This window comes from Arenimonas sp. (genome assembly GCF_035312645.1).
Lineage (GTDB): Bacteria > Pseudomonadota > Gammaproteobacteria > Xanthomonadales > Xanthomonadaceae > Arenimonas.
In genome coordinates, this window is record NZ_DATGBO010000106.1 from 1 (window position 1) to 14,132 (window position 14,132).

The following is a 14,132-nucleotide window of genomic DNA, read 5'->3' on the forward strand; positions in this document are numbered from 1 at the left end:
TACGCTTTCGACAATTATCGCCGCGTCGATGACCGGCCGTTCGGCGGTGGTCCCGGCATGGTGATGCTGCCCGAGCCGCTGACCGCCTGTCTCAACGCCGCGCGCGCTGCCGCGCCGGAGCCGGCGCGAGTGATTTATCTCAGCCCGCAGGGCGCGCCACTGACGCAGGCGAAAGCACGCGAGCTGGCGGCGATGCCGCGCTTCATCCTCGTCTGCGGACGTTACGAGGGCTTGGACGAACGCTTCATCGCGCGCGAAATCGACGAGGAATTGTCGATCGGTGATTACGTGCTGTCCGGCGGCGAACTCGCAGCGGCGGTGGTGATCGATGCGGTCGGGCGCCTGCAGGAAGGCGCGCTCAATGATGCCGAGTCGGCGGCGCAGGACAGTTTCGAGGACGGCCTGCTCGATTGCCCGCATTACACCCGCTCCGACAGCCTGGGCACCGAGGGCGTGCCGGCGGTGCTGCTGTCCGGTGACCACGCCAAAATCGCCCGTTGGCGCCGTCAGCAAAGTCTGGGACGGACCTGGCTGCGCCGCCCGGACCTGCTGCAGGGGCGGGTGCTGGACAAGCGCGACGCCGAGTTGCTGGCCGAATTCCAGGCGGAATGGCAGGCCCAGGCAAGAAAAGCCGAAAACCCCTAGCCAATCAGCAGCTTCGCTGTTTATAATGCGCGGCTTACCGTCGTGACCACCATCGGCGACGGTCCCAAGAACTACAGATCAAACGATCAGAACCGGTGCAACCATGAACAAGCTCCTCCAGCAATTCGAAGCCGAACAGATCACCCGCCAGTTTCCGGATTTCGGCCCGGGCGACACGGTCGTCGTCAACGTCAAGGTCAAGGAAGGCAATCGCGAGCGCGTCCAGGCCTATGAAGGCGTGGTCATCGCGATCAAGAACGCCGGCCTGAACTCGGCCTTCACCGTTCGCAAGATCTCGCACGGCTTCGGCGTCGAGCGCGTTTTCCAGACCCACAGCACGATCATCGACTCCGTGTCGGTGAAGCGTCGCGGCAAGGTTCGCGCCGGCAAGCTGTACTACCTGCGTGATCTGGAAGGCAAGAAAGCCCGCATCAAGGAAGACCTGGCGGCCCGCTCGGCCAGCTGAGTCGCCCCAGGGATCGAACAAAACGGCCACCCGCAATCGGGTGGCCGTTTTGCTTTCCGGCCATGAAACATACCGAGCCCAATCTCGAACCTGTCCGCCTCGACCTCTGGCTGTGGGCGGCGCGCTTTTACAAGACGCGCTCGCTGGCCAAGCAGGCGATCGAAGCCTCGCGCGTCGAGATCGATGGCCAGGCCGTCAAGGCTTCGCGCGGCGTGCGTATCGGCGAACGATTGCACGTGCGACGCGGTGACGAGCTGTTTGAAATCGACATCCTGGCGCTGAGCAGCAAGCGCGGTTCCGCCAAAGTGGCGCAGACGCTTTACAGCGAATCGGAAGAATCCATCGCCCGGCGCAACGCCGAGCGGGAAAAACGCCGCCTGGAAACCGCGGGCTATCGCGCGCCTGCATCGAAGCCCGACAAACGCGCGCGCCGCTTGATCCAGGCGCTGGGTGATCTCGACGCGTTGTGATGGTAGGTGCGTGTGTAGGAGCGATGGCAATCGCGACATCGCGACAACCATGTCGCGATTTCCATCGCTCCTACGGAAAGTTGCCGAGCTCAGCTCTTGCCGAAGATCGATCCGAGCAGGCCGCCGATACCGCCACCTTGCTGCTGCGGTTGCGAAGATGAACCCTGCGCTGCAGCGAGGATGTCGGAGAAGTCCACGTTGCCGTCGCCGTTCTTGTCGAGTACGGCGTTGAGGATGGTGCTGCCAATGCCGCCGCCGCTGGTCATCTGCTGATGCTGTTGGCCGAGCAGGCCACCGAGGCCTTGCGCGCTGAGTCCGCCCTGCTGTGTGCGATTGCCCAGGTAGGCCATCACCAGTGGCGCGAGCATCGCCATCAGCTGCATCGCCTGGCCCTGGCCAAGGCCGGAAGCCTGGCTGACGCCCGAAGCCGCAGTGTCCTGGCGCGCGCCGAGCACATGGCCGAGGATCGCGGCGCCATTGCCGCCACCGCCAAGCACGCTGCTGAGCACGCTGCCGATATCGAGGCCGCTATGATCGTTCTGCACTGCTGTGTGAATCGCTTCCGCGCCACCCGGTTCACCGGCGTTCTTGCCCAGTGCGCCAAGGATCATCGGCAGCGCCATCTGCACTGCATTCGCTGTCTGATCCGGCGACGCGCCGATCTGGCCGGCTATCGATTGCACTGCATTCGGGCCGATCGCACCCAGCACCTGACTGATCAAATCGTCGCCGCTCATGACTCGCTCCCGGGTTGGTTGGGGAGGTCACGGTAGCATGGCCGTCGCGGCCTGCGAATGACTGCCGATGGGCGCCGGGACAGGCGCTCAGAGCTGGGATTTGAGCCGGTAAAGAGCTTCCAGCGCCTGCTTCGGCGTGAGCTCGTCGGGCTCGATCGCCGCGAGCGCTTCCAGGGCCGGCGAAGGCGTGGCGAACAGGCCGAATTGCTGCGGCTGATCCAGCGCCGCGGGTGTCATCGCTGGTGCATGCGCCTCGCCGCGACGCTCGAGTTCGATCAACGTCTTGCGCGCCTGCGCGACCACGCGCTTGGGCAGGCCGGCGAGCGCGGCCACCTGCAAGCCGAAGCTGCGATTGGCCGGGCCATCTTTCACCGCGTGCATGAACACGAGTTTGTCGCCGTGCTCGATCGCATCCAGGTGCACGTTGGCGATGCCGCTGCCCGGTTCGGCGAGCGCGGTGAGCTCGAAATAATGCGTCGCGAACAAGGTGTAGGCGCGATTTTGATCGGCGAGATGGCGGGCGCAGGCTTCGGCGAGTGCGAGGCCGTCGTAGGTCGAGGTGCCGCGGCCGATTTCGTCCATCAGCACCAGCGAATGTTCGCTGGCGTGATGCAGGATGTAGCTGGTCTCAGCCATTTCGACCATGAAGGTCGATTGGCCGCGTGCGAGATCGTCGCCGGCGCCGATGCGCGTGAGGATGCGATCGATCGGGCCGATCTGCGCACTCGCGGCCGGCACGAAACTGCCGATATGCGCGAGCAGCACGATCAGTGCGTTCTGGCGCATGTAGGTCGACTTGCCGCCCATGTTCGGGCCGGTGATCACCAGCATGCGGCGATCGGGATCGAGCATGAGGTCGTTGGGCTCGAACGGCTCGTTGCGCACTGCTTCCACTACCGGATGCCGACCGCGTTCGATGCGGATGCCGGGTGCATCGCCCAAAATCGGACAGGCCCAGTCCAGCGCCTGCGCGCGTTCGGCGAAACCCGCCAGAACGTCGAGTTCGGACAGCGCCAGCGCGCATTGCTTGAGCGATTCCAGACGCATGTTCAATGCATCGAGCAATTGTTCGTAGAGCAGCCGCTCGCGTGTCAACGAGCGTTCGCGCGCCGACAGCACCTTGTCCTCGAACGATTTTAGTTCTTCGGTGATGTAACGCTCGGCGCCGGTCAGCGTCTGCCGGCGCGTGTAATGCGTCGGCGCACGTTCGGCCTGGCCCTTGCTGATTTCTATGTAGTAGCCATGCACGCGGTTGTAGCCGACCTTGAGCGTGGCGATGCCGGTGCTGGCTTTCTCGCGTGCTTCCAGGTCGATCAGGAACTGGTCGGCGTTGGTGGAAAGCTCGCGCAATTCATCGAGTTCGGCATCGAAACCGCCGGCAATGACGCCGCCATCGCGCAGCAGCACGGGTGGATGTTCGTTGATCGCTTGCGCCAGCAATGTCGCTGTGTCGCCGTGCTCGCCCAGCGAACGCGACAAGCCGATCAGTCGCGGCGAATCGAGCGGCGACAATTGTTCGCGCAGTGCCGGCAGTGCGCGCAGACCGTCGCGAAGCGTTGACAAGTCGCGCGGTCGCGCCGAACGCAGCGCGACGCGCGTGAGGATGCGCTCGAGATCGCCGATGCCGCGGAAACTTTCCCGCAGCGAATGCTCGCCGCGGCTGTCGATCAAAGCCTGCACGGCATGATGACGTTCGCCAAGAACATGGCGATCGCGCAGAGGACGATTCAACCAGCGTCGCAGCAGGCGTCCACCCATCGGGCTGATGGTGCTGTCGAGCACGCCGAGCAGGGTGTGTTCGCTGCGTCCGTCGACGCGGGCATCGAGTTCGAGATGACGGCGCGTCGCCGCGTTCAAGGCGATGGCGTCGTCGGCCGATTCCAGCGTGATCGCGGTCAGGTGCGGCAGGCGTTGTTTCTGCGTCTCCTCGACATAGCCGAGCAGCGCGCCGGCGGCGGCGACGGCCAGCGGTTTGTCTTCGAGACCGAAACCGGTGAGGTCGTGCAGTGCGAAGAATTTCAGCAATTGCCGGCGGCAGGTTTCCGCATCGAAATACCAGCTCGCGCGTCGGCGCAAACCAGTTGCCGCGAGCACGGCGGCGGGCCAACCGTCCTCATCGGCGACGAGAACTTCTGCCGGCGCGAGACGCGCCAGTTCCGCGGTGAGCGCGTCTTCGCTGGCGACTTCGCTGACCAGGAAACGCCCGGCCGACAGATCCGCCCAGGCCAAACCAAAACCCTGCCGGCCACGTGCGATCGAAAGCAGCAAGGTATCGCGACGCTCATCGAGCAGGGCTTCATCGGTCACCGTACCCGGCGTGACGATGCGCACCACCTTGCGCTCGACCAGACCTTTGGCGAGTGCTGGATCGCCGATCTGTTCGCAGATCGCCACCGATTCGCCCAATGCCACGAGCCGCGCGAGATAGCCTTCGATCGAATGCACCGGCACGCCGGCCATCGCGATCGGCTGGCCAGCGGAATTACCACGCTGGGTCAGCGTGATGTCGAGCAGTCGCGCCGCTTTGCGCGCATCGTCGTAGAACAATTCGTAGAAGTCGCCCATGCGGAACAACAGCAGGATGTCTGGATGTTCCGCCTTGGCTGCGAAAAATTGCCGCATCAAGGGTGTGTGCTGGAGCGTCGGGTCGCTGCTCATGAATTGTCGTGGGTGCGTTCGGAGGCGCGGCGGGGGAGGCCGCGTTCGGGACGCAAGTGTAGGGGAATGGGCGGAGGCGCGGGTTATCGGCCGCGGATTGGCTGCTACTTTCCCTTCGCGGGAACGCTCGTGGCGTCCGCATTCTTGGCCCCTTCCTGGGGCATGGCGACGGCATCGCTGGAATCGCGATGACCGGCGCCCATATCCATGCTCATGCCCGGCCCCGTGTCCATATCCATGTCCATGTCCTCGTCCGGCGGCGCCTTCGCGACGATGTCGCGATACTGCGCCGGGCTGAGCATCGGCAGCTTCTGCAGGAAGGCGACCATGCTCCAGATCGTCGGGTCGTCGTGGCTCAATCCCCAGGCGGGCATGGCGCTCATCTTGATGCCGTGCTTGATCACCCAGAAGGCTTTCCTGGCATCGACTTTCTCCCTGGCGAGATTGGGTGGCTGCGGATAGAGACCGGGACGGATTTCCGAATCGGCCATGCCCGGTGCGAGGTGGCAGCCGGTACACATCGCCGCGTATTGGCCGGCGCCTTTCAGGATCAGATCCGGATCGTCGAGGTTTGGCACGGCGAGATTTTGTGATCGGACCCGGATCGAGTTTTCGCGCAGGGTCTGCATCAACGCCAGCACCGGACGCGAATGCGGGTCATCGGCCCCGACGTTGTAGATGCCCGACCAGAGGAAGCCGGCGATGAGGAGTACCGCAACGACGGCGAGCGTCGTCATGAGATAGAAGGATTTTCTGCTGATGAAGGGCATGGCGATTTTCCTTGATCAAAACCAGAAGCGCAGGCCCACGACGAAGCGGGTGTCGTTGCTGTCGTTTCCTGCCGCGCGCCGAAAGTCTGCCGTGCCTGCGAACGCGCGCTCGCGGACGATGCCGATATAGGGTGCGAACTGCCGGGTGATTTCGTAGCGCAGGCGCAGACCGAATTCCGCAGTACTCAAACCCGAGCCGATGCCGCGGCGTGCATCCTGCCTGCCGGCGAAATTCAATTCGATCATCGGTTGCAGGATCAGGCGATTGCTCAACAGCAATTCGTATTCCGTTTCGATCCGCGCCGCCGTTCGCCCGGACGACCCGAGATATGCGGTGGCACGGACCTCGATCTTGTAGGGCGCGACGCCCTGCACGCCGAACGCCAGCCAATCCTGCGAAGTGCCGGGCCGGAAATCGTGACGAAGGCCGGCGAGTACATCCCACCAACGCGATTTGCTGCGGCCGTACAACACTTCCAGATCCGCGACGTCAGTGATGCCGTCGCTGCGTTCGCCTTCGCTGCGCAGCCAGAGCTTGTCGAGATCGGTGCCGATCCAGGCTTGGCCCTCCCACGTCAATCCACTGCCGTGGTCAGCATTCCATGCTTCGAAACGATTGAACAAGGTATAGCTGTGGATGCCGTCGTCGTTCATCGCGTGATGGACAATTTGCGGAAACGCAGCGGCGCGGTCGGCGTCGGTGGGTGCGGGGATCGATGGCGGTTTTTCAGCCGCTTTCGAGGGAGTCGCTTCCGCTGGAGTCTGTGAGTGATTCATGCCCGGCATCGCGTCGTGATCCATCGGCATGGGCATCGTCATGTCATCGTGATCCATCACGGCATGATCCATCGTCGAGTGATCCATGCCTGGCATGGAGCCGTCGTCGATCGGCGTCGTCGCTGTCTCCGTCCTTTTCACGGCATGTGCTGGCGCGCTGCGCTTCGGCGTGGTCGCGGCCGCAGCTGTTCTTGGCGGTTTTGCCGCAGGTTTCTTTGCCGGAGCTGGCTTGGCCGGCATCGGCATGGTCATCGGCATGTGCATTTTCGAGTGATCCATTTCCTGCGCCGACGCCATCGCACAGAAAGCCAGCGACATCGCGGCAGCGAGCATGGCCGCGTGTTTTTTCAGATAGGCGGACAAGACGTTCATTCCTCCACCCGCACTTCCCGCATCATTCCGGCTTCCATGTGATACAGCAGGTGGCAGTGATAGGCCCAGCGGCCGAGCGCATCCGCACGCACGCGATAGCTGCGCATGGTGCCCGGCGGCATGTCGATAGTGTGCTTGCGCACCTGGAAATCGCCGTTCGCGTCCTCCAGATCGCTCCACATGCCGTGCAGGTGGATCGGGTGCGTCATCATCGTGTCGTTGACCAGAATGATGCGCAGCCGCTCGCCGTAGTTGAAGCGAAGCGGTTCGGCATCGGAGAACTTTTCCCCGTTGAACGACCACGCGAAGCGCTCCATGTGGCCAGTGAGGTGCAGTTCGACATCGCGGCCGGGATCGCGGCCGTCGGGATCGTCGAACAGGCTTTTCAGCATGGAATAGCTGAGCACGCGGCGGCCGTTGTCGCGCAGGCCGATGCCGGGATCATCAAGCCTCGGCATGGGCGCCATCGCCTGCATGTCGACCAGCGGATTTGAGGCTTCGCCCGGCGGATGCGCCTGCGTCGCGCCGTCGGGCTGCATCTTGGACATGTCCATGCCGGACATATCCATGCCCGGCATCGCTGTCATGTCGTGGCTGCCGCGATCCATGTTCGCCATGTCGTGGCCGCTGCTCATCCCCGCCATGCCCATGTCGGCCATGGTGAGAATCGGACGCGGATCGAGTGCCGGAATCGGTGCGCGCAATCCTTCGCGCGTCGCCAGCGTGGCGCTGACGTAGCCGGTGCGGCCCATATCCTGCGCGAAGATGGTGAAGGCATCCTGCCCGGATGGCTCGACGATCACATCGAACACCTCCGCCACGGCCATGCGGAATTCGTCGACCGATACCGGATGCACGTATTGCCCGTCGACCGCGACCACAGTCATTTTCAGGCCGGGAATGCGCACGTCGAAATAAGTCATCGACGCGCCGTTGATGAAGCGCAGGCGGATTTTTTCGCCGGAATGGAACAACCCGGTCCAGTTGCCCAGCGATGTCGTGCCGTTGATGAGATAGGTGTAGGTGCTGGCATCGACGTCGGACAGATCCGTGGGCGTCATGCGCATCGCGCCCCACATTTTCCGGTCGGCGAGCGTGGCGGTGAGACCATTGCGCCGTGTGTCGCGGACGAGATCGGCCACGGTGCGCTGGTGGATGTTGTCGTAGCCCGGCATTTTTTTCAGGCGTGCGAACAATGCGGCTGGGTCGAGATCGGTCCAGTCGGAAAGCAGCACGACGTAATCGCGGTCGTAGCGGAAGGGTTCCGGCTCGATCGGATCGATGATCAGCGCGCCGTAAAGCCCGGCCTGTTCCTGGAAACCGGAGTGGCTGTGATACCAGTAGGTGCCGGCCTGGCGGACGTCGAAGCGGTACTGGTAGGTATCGCCATGATGGATGCCGTTGAAGCTCATGCCGGGCACGCCGTCCATGTTCGCCGGCAGCACGATGCCGTGCCAATGGATCGAGGTTTCGTGGCCGTGGATCGACCCTGGTGGCAGTGCGTTGCTGACGCGCAATTGCACGCGGTCGCCCTGCCGCCAGCGCAGCGTCGGCGCCGGCAGCGAACCGTTGACGGTGATCGCCGAGCGCGCGCGGCCGGTGAAGTTGACGGCGGTTTCGCCGATGCGCAGATCGAAGTCCCGACCTGCGATCAGCGTCGGTTGATTTGGCGATTTGAGCGCCCACACGGCGCGCGGCCACAGGCCGAGGCTGGCGATGGCGCCGCCGGCAGCGAGGCCCTGGACGAAACGACGACGGGATGGCCTGGACAGGCCGTCCGGCGGGAAGCCGGAAAATTCGGATGACATGGAATGCTCCCGGGAGCTTTTTTGCGACTCGGCGAATTCGCCGAATCGAACGTGCTGCCATCGCGGATGCCCGCAGCGAATGCGGGCTAAAAACACGGGCAACGGAGACGGCGCCGCAGACGCGGCGCGGCGGTGTCGCTAGCCGATGGGAGGTCGGGTCAGGTGCGGCAGCGGCGGCGCGGGATGTCCGCTGGTCATCGCGGTCGCCGCCCTGTCGTGTCCGGGAATGGCATCCATCATCATCAATGCCAGCGCGGTTTGGATCTGATGCGCGCAGGCACAGCTGCAATGCCCGGCTTTGCAGCAGTCGGGCAAGGGATGTTTCGACGGAGAGGAATGATCAAGGCCGGCCATCGCGACGGGTGCTGCGTGTTCGGACATCATCGCCATCTGCGCGTGGCAGGGCGGCGTTGCTTTCGACAGAGTCGATCCCGATGACGCCGAATCCATCTCGATCGCCTGCGCCTGCGCGATCGGCGCGAGTTGCATCTGCGTGGCCGCGACGGCGCTGGCTGTCCCGTCGAGGATCAGGCTCAGGCACAACAGAACGCGCAGCAGGGTGGACCAGGCAGGCATGGCGGTCACTATACACAGGCGAGTTTGCCGTCGGTTTTGCGCCGGACGCATCTGATCGCATCGTGACAGGCAGCGGGGCGGCCCGTAGTCTACCCGCCATGGAAACCTCGACCGCGGAACCGATCAGCGCCTACGACGATGCCGCACTGCATGGCCTGGCTGAACGCGTGGGCGGTGTGCTGCGCGCCAATCGGCAGATGCTGTGCACAGCGGAAAGCTGCACCGGCGGCTGGATCGCCAAGATGATCACCGACATTCCCGGTTGCTCGGACTGGTTCGATTGCGGCATGGCCTGTTACAGCTACGAGGCCAAGCAGGCGTTGCTCGGCGTGCGCCCGGAAACGTTGACGCAGTTCGGCGCGGTCAGCCGCGAGACGGTGCTGGAAATGGTCTCGGGGGCGCTGGTTACGTCCGGTGCCAGCGTTGCGGTCGCCGTGACCGGCATCGCCGGCCCCAGCGGCGGGACGATAGACAAGCCGGTCGGCACGGTCTGGATTGGCTGGAAACGCCGCGGTGGTTATCCGTTGGCAGAAGTGTTTCATTTCCACGGCGACCGCGAGGCGGTGCGTCGACAGACCGTGCTCAAGGCGCTCGAAGGCCTGCTCGTCCTTTCGGACAAGTCCTGAAAACCGGCGCCTCCGAACTCAACAGATTCCAGGAACCAGCAATCTTGCTCAGGAATATCAAACTCGCCTTTCGACGCCTTCGGCAGCGGCTTTTCAACAGGTCGCCGATCGGGCGCGAGTTGTTCGCGCTCAAGGCCGAAGTCGAACGCATTCGCGAAAGCAATGCGCAGTTGCTCGCGCTGGGCAACGCGCAGTACAACAATTTCGCTTTCCACAGTTACTACAGCCTGCTCGCCGCGAGTCCGCGCCTGAGCGACGAGCGCCGGCTCACGCGCTACGGGCAGAGTGTGAATTCGCAGAACGGCGAGGACGGCATCCTCAACGAGATCTTTCGGCGTATCGGCCGCACCGATCGCGTCTTCGTCGAAATCGGCGTCGGCGATGGCCTCGAAAACAACAGTGCCTTCCTGCTCGCCCAGGGTTGGCGCGGCTATTGGGTGGACGGCAACGACAGTTTCGTCGAGCGCATCGCGCCGGCGCTGGTCGGCCGCGGTGATCGCCTGCAATGGCGAGTGCGTTTCGTCGATCGCGAAAACATCGCGGCCACGCTCGATGAAATGAACGTGCCGCAGGAATTCGATCTGCTGTCGCTGGATGTCGACCAGAACACCTACTACCTGTGGGAAGGTCTGGCGGCGCGGCGTCCGCGCGTTGTGGTGGTCGAATACAACGCCGCAATTCCGCCGGATGTCGACTGGAAAGTCGAATACGCCAAAGATCGCGTCTGGGACGGCAGCCAGAATTACGGCGCGAGTTTGAAGGCGTTCGAAAATCTCGCTGCAGGCTATGGCTACAGTCTGGTCGGCTGCGACTTCAACGGCGTCAACGCCTTCTTCGTCCGCGACGATCTGATTGGCGGGCATTTCGCCGCACCGTATTCGTCGGAAAACCACCACGAGCCGCCGCGCTACACGATCATCCACCGCGAGATGCACCGGCGCGGGATGCTGGACTTGCCGCGGTAGTCGGGGCCGTCGCCGGACCGGTCGGAGGAAAAGGCTGAAAAGACTTGCCAGTCGATTTCGTTAGTAGTATTACTACTAACCATGGACCTCAGCGAAACCCAGCAAACCATCCTCGCGCTGATCACCCGGCGTATCCAGAACGACGGCGTGCCGCCGTCGCAGACCGAAATCGCCAAAGCGCTGGGCTTTCGCGGCGTCCGCGCCGCGCAATATCACCTGGAAATCCTCGAGCGGGCCGGAGCGATCGCCCGTATTCCGGGCCAGGCGCGCGGCATTCGATTGCCGCAGGTGGATGTCGAGGAAGGCGAGGGTGAAGACTTTTCGCCGCCATCGCGATCGCGACGCAACGACGATGATGCGCTGCGCCTGCCGGTACTGGGGCGCGTGGCGGCAGGCATGCCGATCGGCGCGGATATCGGTTCGGATGAGGTCGTGCTGCTTGATCGCAGCCTGTTTTTCCCGTCGCCGGATTACCTGCTCAAGGTCAAGGGCGACTCCATGCGCGACGACGGCATCCTCGACGGCGACCTGATCGGCGTGCATCGCACCAGCCAGGCGCAGTCGGGTCAGATCGTGATCGCGCGCATCGATGACGAAATCACCGTCAAGCTGCTGAAGATCACCAGGACCGGCATTCGTCTGTTGCCGCGCAATCCCGATTTCGCACCGATCGATGTCTCGCCTGATCAGGATTTTGCGATCGAAGGCCTGTATTGCGGCCTGGTGAGGCCGAGCCGGTGACGGTCGCGGTCGATCATTGCGACGCGCGCCCGGCGTGGCTTCGCCGGACAGCCATGGCGGTGAATTTCCGCTTGGCCGATTCGACCGGCATCCGCCAACTTATGCCCTCGCCGGACTCGTCTCAGTCCGTGCGACCGGCGCGATTTACAGTTGCTCATCACTTCAATTAGCGACCCAAGGAATTCGACAATGGACGAGAACAAGAAACGTGCCCTCACCGCCGCCCTGGCCCAGATCGACAAACAGTTCGGCAAGGGCACAGTGATGCTGATGGGCGACAAGTCGGTCGAGGCGCACGAGGTCATCGGCACCGGCTCGCTGATGCTCGATCTCGCACTGGGTATCGGCGGTCTGCCCAAGGGTCGCGTCATCGAGATCTACGGCCCGGAATCCTCGGGCAAGACCACACTGACTCTGCAGGTGATCGCGCAATGCCAGAAAGCCGGCGGCACCGCCGCTTTCGTCGATGCCGAGCACGCACTCGATCCGGGCTATGCGCAGAAGCTGGGCGTGAGCCTTGATGACCTGCTGATCTCGCAGCCCGATACCGGCGAGCAGGCCCTGGAAATTGTCGACATGCTGGTGCGCTCGAACGCAGTGGATGTGGTGGTGGTCGACTCCGTCGCCGCACTGACTCCTCGCGCCGAAATCGAAGGCGAGATGGGTGAGATGCAGGTCGGCCTGCAGGCGCGACTGATGAGCCAGGCGCTGCGCAAGCTGACCGGCAACATCAAGCGCTCCAATTGCATGGTCATCTTCATCAATCAGTTGCGCATGAAGATCGGCAACATGATGCCCGGTCAGAATCCGGAAACCACCACTGGCGGCAATGCGCTCAAGTTCTATGCCTCGGTGCGCCTGGATATCCGCCGCATCGGCTCGGTCAAGAAAGGTGACGAGATCATCGGCAACGAGACCAAGATCAAGGTCGTCAAGAACAAGATGGCGCCACCGTTCAAGGTGGTCATCACGGAAATTCTCTACGGCGAGGGCATGTCCCGCGAAGGCGAGTTGATCGATCTGGGCGTGGACAACAAGCTGGTCGAGAAATCCGGCGCTTGGTACAGCTGCATGGGCGAGCGTATCGGCCAGGGCAAGGAAAACGCCCGCCAATACCTCAAGGAAAATCCCAGCATGGCGATCGAACTTGAAGCCAAGCTGCGCGACAAGCTGGCTCCGAAAGTGGTGGCGGTCAGTTCGACGGCGGCAGCGGAAGACGTCGAGGCCTGATGGCAGGGCGGCGCGGGAAAGACGCCGTCGAGCCCACCGCCTATCAGCGGGCGCTAGGCCTGCTGGTACGGCGTGAGCACTCGCGCAAGGAGCTGGGCCGCAAACTGCGCGCCAAGGGTGTCGCCGCGGAAGAAATGGATGTCGCCCTGGACAAATTGTCCAGGCAGGACTTCCAGAACGATGAGAGGTTTGCTGAAGCGCTGGCCCGTACCCGGTCCTCGTCCGGGTACGGGCCCATGCGTATCCGTGCCGAACTCGGCACCCATGGTCTGCCGCGCGAAGCCATCGATGCTGCGCTCGAGGCCTGCGCGCGGGACTGGCTGGCTAGCGCCCGGGACATCATCATCCGGCGCTACGGCAACAAGGATCTGTCCGATCAAGCGGTACGGCGCAAGGCCGTGGATTTCCTGTTGCGACGGGGGTTCGATCAGAAATCGGCGTTTGCCGCGGTCCGGACCGGACACGGCGGCGACGATTTCGACGGCTGAAGCATCCGTCGCGTCCGGACTGCGGGTCGGGCCTGATAATCTAGGACTCTGCGGATTCGATTGAGAACTCCAGCGCCGGCCGGCACCTTTGGGTCGGGCGGTGTGGTTCAGTCGCCGCTTCCCTCTCCACGACCGATGCCCGAGCTTATGACCACCAGTGCCCCGCGTTCGAGTGCGCAGATCCGCAAGGATTTCCTCGACTTCTTCCAGTCCAAGGGTCACACCATCGTACCCTCCAGCCCACTCGTGCCGGGCAACGATCCGACCCTGCTATTCACCAATGCTGGCATGGTGCAATTCAAGGACGTTTTCCTCGGCGCGGAAAAACGCAGCTACACGCGCGCGGCGAGTTCGCAGCGCTGTGTACGCGCCGGCGGCAAGCACAACGATCTTGATCAGGTCGGTTACACCGCCCGCCACCACACCTTCTTCGAGATGCTCGGCAACTTCAGTTTCGGCGATTACTTCAAGAAAGACGCGATCGCCTATGCCTGGGAATTGCTCACCGGCGTCTGGCAGCTGCCGAAAGACAAGCTGCTCGTCACGATCTATCACACCGACGACGAGGCTTTCGATATCTGGCACACGCAGATTGGCCTGCCCGCCGACCGCATCATCCGCATCGGCGACAACAAGGGTGCGCCGTACGCCTCCGACAATTTCTGGCAGATGGCTGATACCGGCCCCTGCGGCCCGTGCACGGAAATCTTCTACGACCACGGCGCGCATATTCCGGGTGGTCCGCCGGGCTCGCCGGACGAAGACGGCGATCGCTTCATCGAAATCTGGAACAACGTCTTCAT

At 63.3% G+C, this 14,132-nt stretch carries 15 protein-coding genes; 9 read left to right on the top strand and 6 right to left on the bottom strand.

Translation table 11 applies throughout. The features are described 5' to 3' along the window. The 3 genes from trmD to VKM35_RS09905 all read left to right on the top strand — a co-directional run. On the top strand, positions 1 to 645 hold a 645-nt coding region (gene trmD / locus VKM35_RS09895; RefSeq protein WP_324320854.1), incomplete at its 5' end, for a tRNA (guanosine(37)-N1)-methyltransferase TrmD. 103 nt (positions 646 to 748) lie between these two features. Continuing rightward, a complete protein-coding gene (rplS, locus tag VKM35_RS09900; RefSeq protein WP_324320855.1) occupies positions 749 to 1,111 on the top strand; it encodes a 50S ribosomal protein L19 in 363 nt (120 codons plus the stop codon). Between the two features lie 62 nt (positions 1,112 to 1,173). Beyond that, entirely contained in the window at positions 1,174 to 1,581 is a 408-nt protein-coding gene (locus VKM35_RS09905; protein WP_324320856.1) for an RNA-binding S4 domain-containing protein, read from the top strand. Between the two features lie 89 nt (positions 1,582 to 1,670). Here VKM35_RS09905 and VKM35_RS09910 read toward each other — a convergent pair whose 3' ends face one another. The 6 genes from VKM35_RS09910 to VKM35_RS09935 all read right to left on the bottom strand — a co-directional run bounded on the left by VKM35_RS09910 (position 1,671) and on the right by VKM35_RS09935 (position 9,279). Then, a complete protein-coding gene (locus VKM35_RS09910) occupies positions 1,671 to 2,318 on the bottom strand; it encodes a DUF937 domain-containing protein (protein WP_324320857.1) in 648 nt (215 codons plus the stop codon). 87 nt (positions 2,319 to 2,405) lie between these two features. Continuing rightward, positions 2,406 to 4,976 (bottom strand): DNA mismatch repair protein MutS, encoded by a 2,571-nt coding sequence (gene mutS / locus VKM35_RS09915; protein ID WP_324320858.1) that lies wholly within the window; start codon positions 4,974 to 4,976, stop codon positions 2,406 to 2,408. Between the two features lie 104 nt (positions 4,977 to 5,080). After that, positions 5,081 to 5,746 carry a c-type cytochrome gene (locus VKM35_RS09920; RefSeq protein WP_414636615.1) on the bottom strand — a complete coding sequence of 222 codons (666 nt, stop codon included), beginning with the start codon at positions 5,744 to 5,746 and terminating at the stop codon, positions 5,081 to 5,083. Positions 5,747 to 5,761: 15 nt separating this feature from the next. Further along, entirely contained in the window at positions 5,762 to 6,895 is a 1,134-nt protein-coding gene (locus VKM35_RS09925) for a copper resistance protein B (RefSeq protein WP_324320859.1), read from the bottom strand. Then, the gene (locus VKM35_RS09930) at positions 6,892 to 8,703 is read right to left on the bottom strand and encodes a copper resistance system multicopper oxidase (protein ID WP_324320860.1); all 1,812 of its coding nucleotides are present in this window, start codon (positions 8,701 to 8,703) and stop codon (positions 6,892 to 6,894) included. The genes VKM35_RS09925 and VKM35_RS09930 overlap by 4 nt, the downstream gene beginning before the upstream one ends. A gap of 138 nt (positions 8,704 to 8,841) precedes the next feature. Next, positions 8,842 to 9,279: a CopL family metal-binding regulatory protein gene (locus VKM35_RS09935; RefSeq protein WP_324320861.1), complete on the bottom strand. Its 438-nt coding sequence runs from the start codon at positions 9,277 to 9,279 to the stop codon at positions 8,842 to 8,844. A gap of 98 nt (positions 9,280 to 9,377) precedes the next feature. On the opposite strand from VKM35_RS09935, the gene VKM35_RS09940 reads away from it, so the two are divergent. The 6 genes from VKM35_RS09940 to VKM35_RS09965 all read left to right on the top strand — a co-directional run. Beyond that, on the top strand, positions 9,378 to 9,905 hold the full coding sequence (locus VKM35_RS09940) for a CinA family protein (protein ID WP_414636616.1): 528 nt from the start codon (positions 9,378 to 9,380) through the stop codon (positions 9,903 to 9,905). Positions 9,906 to 9,949: 44 nt separating this feature from the next. Continuing rightward, positions 9,950 to 10,870, top strand: a complete 921-nt coding sequence (locus VKM35_RS09945; protein ID WP_324320862.1) for a hypothetical protein — start codon at positions 9,950 to 9,952, stop codon at positions 10,868 to 10,870. Positions 10,871 to 10,951: 81 nt separating this feature from the next. Continuing rightward, positions 10,952 to 11,611 carry a transcriptional repressor LexA gene (gene lexA, locus VKM35_RS09950; RefSeq protein WP_324320863.1) on the top strand — a complete coding sequence of 220 codons (660 nt, stop codon included), beginning with the start codon at positions 10,952 to 10,954 and terminating at the stop codon, positions 11,609 to 11,611. A 189-nt stretch (positions 11,612 to 11,800) separates the two neighbouring features. Beyond that, on the top strand, positions 11,801 to 12,841 hold the full coding sequence (recA, locus tag VKM35_RS09955) for a recombinase RecA (RefSeq protein ID WP_324320864.1): 1,041 nt from the start codon (positions 11,801 to 11,803) through the stop codon (positions 12,839 to 12,841). Then, entirely contained in the window at positions 12,841 to 13,329 is a 489-nt protein-coding gene (locus tag VKM35_RS09960; protein ID WP_324320865.1) for a regulatory protein RecX, read from the top strand. Before recA ends, VKM35_RS09960 begins: the two co-directional genes overlap by 1 nt. Before the next feature lie 147 nt (positions 13,330 to 13,476). Beyond that, the coding region (locus VKM35_RS09965; RefSeq protein WP_324320866.1) for an alanine--tRNA ligase-related protein at positions 13,477 to 14,132 on the top strand (656 nt) is incomplete at its 3' end.

Coding starts and splice junctions, on each gene's coding strand:
- VKM35_RS09910 (WP_324320857.1), bottom strand. CDS start 2,318: ATGAGCGGCGACGATTTGATCAGTCAGGTGCTGGGTGCGATCGGCCCG.
- VKM35_RS09920 (WP_414636615.1), bottom strand. CDS start 5,746: ATGCCCTTCATCAGCAGAAAATCCTTCTATCTCATGACGACGCTCGCC.
- VKM35_RS09960 (WP_324320865.1), top strand. CDS start 12,841: ATGGCAGGGCGGCGCGGGAAAGACGCCGTCGAGCCCACCGCCTATCAG.
- mutS (WP_324320858.1), bottom strand. CDS start 4,976: ATGAGCAGCGACCCGACGCTCCAGCACACACCCTTGATGCGGCAATTT.
- VKM35_RS09935 (WP_324320861.1), bottom strand. CDS start 9,279: ATGCCTGCCTGGTCCACCCTGCTGCGCGTTCTGTTGTGCCTGAGCCTG.
- VKM35_RS09925 (WP_324320859.1), bottom strand. CDS start 6,895: ATGAACGTCTTGTCCGCCTATCTGAAAAAACACGCGGCCATGCTCGCT.
- VKM35_RS09940 (WP_414636616.1), top strand. CDS start 9,378: ATGGAAACCTCGACCGCGGAACCGATCAGCGCCTACGACGATGCCGCA.
- VKM35_RS09905 (WP_324320856.1), top strand. CDS start 1,174: ATGAAACATACCGAGCCCAATCTCGAACCTGTCCGCCTCGACCTCTGG.
- rplS (WP_324320855.1), top strand. CDS start 749: ATGAACAAGCTCCTCCAGCAATTCGAAGCCGAACAGATCACCCGCCAG.
- VKM35_RS09930 (WP_324320860.1), bottom strand. CDS start 8,703: ATGTCATCCGAATTTTCCGGCTTCCCGCCGGACGGCCTGTCCAGGCCA.
- lexA (WP_324320863.1), top strand. CDS start 10,952: ATGGACCTCAGCGAAACCCAGCAAACCATCCTCGCGCTGATCACCCGG.
- recA (WP_324320864.1), top strand. CDS start 11,801: ATGGACGAGAACAAGAAACGTGCCCTCACCGCCGCCCTGGCCCAGATC.